This is a genomic window from Streptomyces sp. 13-12-16 (genome assembly GCF_002114215.1).
Lineage (GTDB): Bacteria > Actinomycetota > Actinomycetes > Streptomycetales > Streptomycetaceae > Streptomyces.
The window spans coordinates 1-6,795 of sequence record NZ_NCTE01000836.1 but is presented as its reverse complement, the minus strand read 5'-3'; the positions used below and the strand labels follow the sequence as shown (position 1 = coordinate 6,795).

General features: G+C 72.8%; 7 protein-coding genes and 1 pseudogene. 1 reads left to right on the top strand and 7 read right to left on the bottom strand.

Annotated features, from left to right (window positions below; all coding sequences use genetic code 11):
- A pseudogene (locus tag B7767_RS30215) lies at positions 1-204 on the bottom strand (histidinol-phosphatase); the annotation flags it as partial.
- 170 nt (positions 205-374) lie between these two features.
- Here B7767_RS30215 and B7767_RS30210 point away from each other — a divergent pair.
- The gene (locus tag B7767_RS30210) at positions 375-953 is read left to right on the top strand and encodes a TetR/AcrR family transcriptional regulator (protein WP_085574930.1); all 579 of its coding nucleotides are present in this window, start codon (positions 375-377) and stop codon (positions 951-953) included.
- A gap of 21 nt (positions 954-974) precedes the next feature.
- Here B7767_RS30210 and B7767_RS30205 read toward each other — a convergent pair whose 3' ends face one another.
- The 6 genes from B7767_RS30205 to B7767_RS30180 form a co-directional block, all read right to left on the bottom strand.
- Entirely contained in the window at positions 975-1,760 is a 786-nt protein-coding gene (locus tag B7767_RS30205; protein WP_085574927.1) for an isocitrate lyase/phosphoenolpyruvate mutase family protein, read from the bottom strand.
- Positions 1,757-2,218, bottom strand: coding sequence for a hypothetical protein (locus tag B7767_RS30200; protein WP_085574926.1), 462 nt, complete (start codon positions 2,216-2,218; stop codon positions 1,757-1,759). The genes B7767_RS30205 and B7767_RS30200 overlap by 4 nt, the downstream gene beginning before the upstream one ends.
- A gap of 100 nt (positions 2,219-2,318) precedes the next feature.
- The gene (locus tag B7767_RS30195; RefSeq protein WP_085574929.1) at positions 2,319-3,386 is read right to left on the bottom strand and encodes a rhamnogalacturonan acetylesterase; all 1,068 of its coding nucleotides are present in this window, start codon (positions 3,384-3,386) and stop codon (positions 2,319-2,321) included.
- Entirely contained in the window at positions 3,383-4,795 is a 1,413-nt protein-coding gene (locus tag B7767_RS30190; RefSeq protein WP_085574925.1) for an RICIN domain-containing protein, read from the bottom strand. Before B7767_RS30190 ends, B7767_RS30195 begins: the two co-directional genes overlap by 4 nt.
- Position 4,796: 1 nt before the next feature.
- Positions 4,797-5,867, bottom strand: coding sequence for a family 43 glycosylhydrolase (locus tag B7767_RS30185; RefSeq protein ID WP_085574924.1), 1,071 nt, complete (start codon positions 5,865-5,867; stop codon positions 4,797-4,799).
- 131 nt (positions 5,868-5,998) lie between these two features.
- Positions 5,999-6,547, bottom strand: coding sequence for an AAA family ATPase (locus tag B7767_RS30180; protein ID WP_179167347.1), 549 nt, complete (start codon positions 6,545-6,547; stop codon positions 5,999-6,001).
- Between the last annotated feature and the right edge of the window lie 248 nt (positions 6,548-6,795).

The window sequence follows — 6,795 nt, the reverse complement described above, 5'->3', positions numbered from 1 at the left end:
GGCGCCGGCGGAGAGCACGGTGCCGGCCGCGAGGCCCGCGCCGAGCAGCCCGGCCCGGCGCAGCAGCGTACGGCGGGACCTCTGCTCGGGGTTCAGTGCCTCGTCGGGCACGGAGGTGTCGAAGGCGGCGGGCAGCGGGGCCGTCGTCTCGTGCTGGTGGTCGTGGTGATGGTGGTGGTGCCCGTGTGCGTGCCCGTGACCCATGAAGTGCCTCCTCGGTACCGCGGCGCGACGACGCCGCGTGTGGAGGATCAAGGAGGCGCATGAACGTTGAACAACTTGCAGATGAGCGCCGGATGCCCCGGACACGGCGGCTCGCTCACATCCGCTCGGTAGGCTGGGCGCTACCTGTCGGGCTTGATTCGGAGGCCTCCATCCCGCGCGCCGGACTCACCGCCGACCGCCTCGTCGCGGCCGCCGCCGACCTCGCCGACGAGGCGGGCTACGAGAACGTCACCCTGTCCGCGCTGGCCCGGCGTTTCGGCGTACGGGACGCGAGCCTGTACGCGCATGTGCGCGGCCTGCGGGACCTGCGCACCCGGATGGCCCTGCTGGCGGGCGGGGAGATGATCGACCGGATCGCGGCGGCGGTCGCCGGCCGGACCGGCAAGGAGGCGCTGGCCGCCTTCGCGAACGCCTACCGGGAGTACGCCCTCACCCACCCCGGCCGTTACGCGGCCACCCAGATCCGCCTGGACCGGGCCCTGGTCCCCAGCTCCCCCGCGATGCGCCGCACCGCCGAGGTCACCTACGGCCTGCTGCGCGCCTACGGCCTGGACGAACCCGACCTCACCGACGCCGTACGCCTGCTGCGCAGCACCTTCCACGGCTACTGCGCCCTGGAGTCCGCCGGCGCCTTCGGCGACCCCCGCGACCATGAGGCATCCTGGTGCAGGGCGATCGACGCCCTGCACATCACCTTGGAGAACTGGCCCCGGGAACCGGCCGGTTGACCGCCGGGAGACGCACACCCCTCAGGGACGGCGGGGACGCGTCCCGGCCCCGGCGCTACCGGCCAGCGCTCCGATCTCCTCGTACGCCGGTGTCGTGCCCTCCGGGATCCGGTGGCCCGACCGGATCGCGGCCGCCGTGTCCACCGCGGCGCCGAGCGCCCGCCGGTACAGCAGCGAGCCGAGGCTGACGCGGCGGACACCGAGGTCGGCGAGGTGGGGCACGGAGGGACCGGTGGGCGAGTAGAGGACGTTGAGGGGGACGCCGGCCAGGCCGCGCACCAGGGCGGCGATCTCCCGGGGGGCGGTGAGGCCGGGCACGAACACGCCGTGCGCGCCCGCCCGGACGTAGGCGTCGAGGCGGCGGTTGGTGTCCTCGCCGTCACCGAGCCAGTACGTGTCGGTGCGGGCGTTCACGAAGAGGCCGGGGGCCGCCGCCCGGACGGCGGCGATCTTCGCGGCGTGCCGGTCGGCGGGCCCCAGTCCGTCCTCCAGGTTGATGCCGGCGGCGCCCAGGGCGTACAGCTCCCGGGCGAACTCGGCCACCTCGTCGGGGTCGTCGCCGAAGCCGCCCTCCGCGTCCACGGAGAGCAGGAACGGTCCCGGGCCGAGGGTGAGGGCGAGCCGCAGTGTCTCCTCGCGGGTGGCCGCGGCCCCGTCGGGCAGCCCGGCCGACGCGGCGGCGGCCAGGCTGGTGGTGCCGACGGCCCGGAAGCCGTGCGCGGCCAGGAGGTGCGCGGAGGCGTGGTCCCAGGCGTTGGGCAACAGCAGGGGTTCGTCCGCGTGGTGGAGGTCGGCGAAGGCGCTCACGACAGGTCTCCGACGGCATCGGCGTAGTAGGCGGACTCGGTGAGGTGGCGGGCGAGTTCGCGGAAGCTCCAGCCCTCGCCGGGCGAGTCGTCGAGCTGTTCGTCGGTGAGCGCGTCGAGGCGGTTGGCCCAGACGCGGGCGAGCCGGGTGAGGCGGCTGCGGGCCTCGTCGAGGTCCTGCGGGGTGAAGGGGGCGAGGTCGGCCCCGGTGGTGATCAGGGAGGCGTGCCAGTGGTCGGGCTGGGGGTCCTCACCGGCCAGCCGGGCCTCCATCTCCGCGAGATGGTCGACGAGGTGGTCGGCGACGCGGCGGATCGCCTTGTGCGGGGTGTGGAGGCGGCCGTCGGCGTGCGCGGGTTCGCCGTCCCAGCGGGTCCAGGTGGCGGCCAGCGCGAGGACGTGGTCGACCATGCCGGTGACGGCCGCGGAAGGGGCGGGGGCCGGTGTGTTCTCGTTCATGCGGCAACGCTAGAAGCCGGACGTTTCGGTGCCGGCCGAACCGTCCGGGTGCGGGAGTGGGCCTGGGGCGCCCCGGTTCCGGTCGGAGCGCCCCAGGGGTTCATCCCGTCCTGACCGCGCCCTCGGGCACCAGACGCAGGTTCAGCAGTTCCTGGCGGACCAGGTCCGCGTACACGGTGGCGCCGTGCACGGAGGTGTGGGTGTTGTCCCGTTTCTCGTTGTGGAGGTACAGCGCCTTGGAGCCCTCCACGCCGAGGGACTCCACCAGTTCCTTGGTCCGTGCGGTGAGGTCGATCAGCGGGACGTCCCGGTCGGCGGCGACGGAGCGGACGACGGCCGGGTGGTCGACGCCGAGCCCGTTGACCAGCAGGGCCGTGCCGTTGTCCAGGGTCCCGTCGGTGTTGAACCAGCGCCGCACGACCGGGGTCACGAGGACCGGCTCGCCGCCCCGCTCCCGCACGCCCGCCACCAGGGACTCGATGTTGGCCCGGTACGTCGCCCCGTCGGTGGTCTTGTCGTTGTGGGCGAGCTGGATCAGGACGAGGTCGCCGCGCCGGATCAGTGGCCGGACGGTGTCCCAGAGGAGCGGGTTCCCGAGATAGCTGACCGTACTCTCCCCGGAGTCCGCGTAGTTGGCCACGGACAGCCCCTTGCGCAGGTACTGGGGCAGCTGCTGGCCCCAGCCGGAGTACGGGTCGCCGGGCTGGTCGCAGACCGTGGAGTCGCCGACCAGGAGGATCTGCCGGGCGTGCCGGGCCGGGGTGACCCGGATGCCGGCGAGCGCGGGCGCGGTTCCGCCGACGGTGAGGTCGAGTCCGGGGGTGCCCTCGGCGCCGAGGGGTTCGCCCTCGGGTGTGCGGACGTTCACGGTGAAGCTCCGCACGACGCGTTCCCCGGCCGGTGCGGTGGTCTCCGGGAGCAGGGCGCGCCGGGTCTCGCCGCCGAGGGCGGTGCTGGACGCCCGGTCGCCGCCGAGGGTGACCCGCACGTCGTAGGTGCCGGGCGGCAGGTCGAAGTGGCAGGCGGTGGCCGTGCAGTTCTCGATGCCGGGGGCGGGCGGACGCTCCTGGTGCTGCCGTTGCGCCTGGGCCGGTACGGCCGACAGGCCGATGCCCAGGGCCACGGCCGTCGTCACGGCGGTCCGTGCGATCGTGCGGCCCGGTCTCATGTCCCGCGTGTCCACTGCTGGTTGGTCCCTCCGTTGCAGGTGTACGTGATGATCGCGGCGGAGTTGGCGGTGGACGCGCCGTTCACGTCCAGGCACTCGCCGGTGGCGCGGGACCTGATGGTGACGTAGGAGCCCGTGGTGGTGACCGACCACTGCTGGCCGGCCGCGGAGGCGTCGCAGTCCTCCTGCGAGACGGTGCTCGCGTTCTCCCGCACGCACAGGCTGCTGCCCCGGACCACCAGTTGGTGGTAGCCGCCGCCGACGGGTTTGAACCAGTACTTCTGGTTGCCGCCGCCGTTGCAGTCGTACTGCTTGACCTGGGTGCCCTGCCACAGCGACTGGCCGGTCACGTCGGCGCACCTGCCGCTGTGCCGGGCGGTCAGCGTGTGGTACGTGGCAGCGGTGCCGTCGACCGTCCCGGCGGCCGTGTCGACGGTGATCTCGGGCGACCAGGACAGGGACATGGACGTGGACGAGGGGAAGGCCAGCGGCAGCCACACGTACCGGGAGTCGTTGACGGTCCCGCCGAAGGAGTTGCCCCAGCGGTCGCCCAGGTACAGGTACGAGGTGCCGGAGGAGCCCTGCACCGGCAGGACGTACGCGGTCTGCGAGCCGTAGGCGGTCGGGTCGCCGACATCGCGCATCGCCGACCAGGGGCCGGAGAGGCTGGTGGCGGTGGCGTACTGCTGCTGGTTGGGGTTCCAGCCGGTGGCGCCCGAGGTCAGCATGAAGTAGACGCCGCCCCGCTTGAACAGGGCGGGTGCCTCGCGGTGGCCGCCGGGCCAGGGGTTGGCGACCAGGCCGGCGATGCCGGTGTGGTCGGCGGTGAGCCGGTAGATGTGCAGGTCGTAGTTCTCGCGGGCGGCGGAGACCATGTAGCCGGTGCCGTCGGTGTCCGTGAAGACGGTGATGTCACGGGACATGTGCTGTCCCAGCGGCCGGAAGCTGCCCCGCCAGGTGTAGTCGCCGTCCACGGTGTCGGAGACGGCCACGGCGGCGCGGGCCTCGCTGTAGTCGCTGCCGTTCTCCTTGTGCATCCACATCACGAACCGGCCGGTGGCCGCGTTGTACATGACCTTGGGCCGCTCGATGTTGGCGGTGGCGAGCTCCGGGTGGCTGTCCTCGGTGAGGACGTGATTGCGGAACTCCCAGTTCTTCAGGTCGGTGGAACGGTAGGCGTCCACGGAGCGGAAGGTGTTGTCGGCGTTGCGGTGCTCGCCGAACCAGTAGTAGAAGGAGCCGACCTTGAGGACTCCTCCGCCGTGGGCGTGTACGGGGCTGCCCGAACCGTCGGTGAACCGCGTGCCGTTGGCGATGGTCTGCGGGGCGGCCTGCGCGGGCCCGGCGGTGGCCAGGGCGCCGGTGAGCGCGAGACAGAGGGCGAGCAGTACGGCGTGGGCACGTCTCATGTCATGCCCCTTCGGTGTCGGCCACGGGGACGCCGAAGTCGGGGGTGCCGTCCGGCTTCCAGCCGAGCTTCTGGATCCTGGTGTGCCGGTTGGGGTCGTGCAGCGGGTCGCCGGTGATCTCCTTGTACTGGCGGGCGTGGTAGACGAGCACGTCGGTACGGCCGTCCTCGGCGACCGTGAAGCAGTTGTGGCCGGGGCCGTACTGCCCGGTCGTGTCGCTGCTGGTGAAGACGGGGACGGGTGACTTGGACCAGTTGGCGGGGTCCATGAGGTCGCTGTCCTCGTCGGCGGTCAGCAGTCCCACGCAGTAGTTGTGGTCGGTGGCACTGGCCGAGTACGTCATGAACAGCCAGCCGTTGCGGTGCAGGACGTAGGGCCCCTCGTTGACCGCGAAGCCGATGCGTTCCCAGTCGTACTCGGGTGTGGAGAGCCTCACCTGGGGTCCGGTCAGGGTCCAGGGGTCGGCCATCTCGGAGAGCCAGACGGCGGTGTTGTTGTCCAGTCCGGGTTCGTGCTGGGCCCAGGCGAGGTAGCGGGTGCCGCGGTGGGCGAAGGTGGTGGCGTCCAGGGAGAAGGTCTCCCACGCGGTCTTGATCCGCCCCTTCTCGGTCCAGGTGCCCTTGAAGGGGTCGCGGTGGGCGTTCTCCAGCACCCAGATGCGGATGGCCCACACGTCCTCGGCGGGCGCGGCGGCGAAGTAGACGTACCACTTGCCGGCGACGCGGTGCATCTCCGGCGCCCAGATGTGGGCGCCCATGTCCCCGGTGGGGTGCGCCCGCCAGATCACGGACTCGGCGGCACGGCCCAGCCCGCCCAGGGTGCGGGAGCGGCGCAGGACGATCCGGTCGTACTCGGGGGCGGTGGCGGTGAAGTAGTAGAAGCCGTCGGTGTGCCGGGTGATGTGCGGGTCGGCGCGGTTGGGGACGAGCGGGTTCACGTACGGGGCTGCCTTCGGGTGTGCGGCGGCGGGGGTCGCGGCGGCCAGGGCGCCCGCGGCGAGGGCGCCCTTCAGCAGGAGTCTGCGGGCGGGGGGCGGGGACGGGTCGGGCAGGCGGTCGGCGGGGCGGCTCATGCGGTCTGCCTCTCGTGGGGAAGATGACATGCACTCGCTTTTCGATATACCGAACGTCATCTGACATGGCGAACGCCGAAAAGGTAAGGGCGTGTCACGGAGAGGTCAACGGGTCCGGCGGGACGGAACGGTCAGGGTCGTGCGGGCGTGACGGTCCAGCCGGTGGCGGCCACCACGTCCCGCGCGATGTCCCCCACGGACCGCCCGTCCGTCACCACCCGCACCGTCCCCGCCGGGGCGCACCGGTCCAGCAGCCGCGCCTTGCGGAGGCTCCCCTCCAGCTCCCGCTCCAGTTCCGAGCCGAGCTCCCGGCCCGTCAGCCGCTCGCGGGCGGTGGCGTCCGACGCGGTGAGCAGGACCCGTACGATCCTCACCCCGGCCCCCAGGGCACGCTCGAACATGCCCGTCTGCTCGGGCAGCACGCTCACGGTGTTCGTGTAGACCAGGCGCCGGTAGCCCCGCCGGGCGAAGTTGGCCCACACGGCGGTCAGATTGCTCTCGGTGATCTCCGAGCGGTGGGGGTCCCCCTCCGGTGCCGGATGCACCTGTCCCATGAAGTCGCCCTCGACGACCGCGTGGGGGACCGCCGCGGCGCGCAGCCGCGCCGAGACCTCCCACGCCACCGTCGTCTTGCCGACTCCGGCCCGTCCTCCGATGAGCAGCACCTCAGCCCCGTCCACACGGGCAGCGTGCCACCCGGCGGCCACCTCCCGCGATCCGATATCGGTCCCGGCCCGGGAGGAGGCGCACGCGGGGCCCGTCCCCGTCAGGCCGTGCGGCGTACGACGACCGTGACGGAGCGCGACCGGTCACCCGGCCGCAGTCCCGGCCGGCCGCTCACCGCGCTGGGGTCGTGCGCGTCCGCACAGAGGCCGGACGCGAAGGCCCGGCCCGGCCCGGTACTCCGGCGGACGGGCCGCCCCCCGCG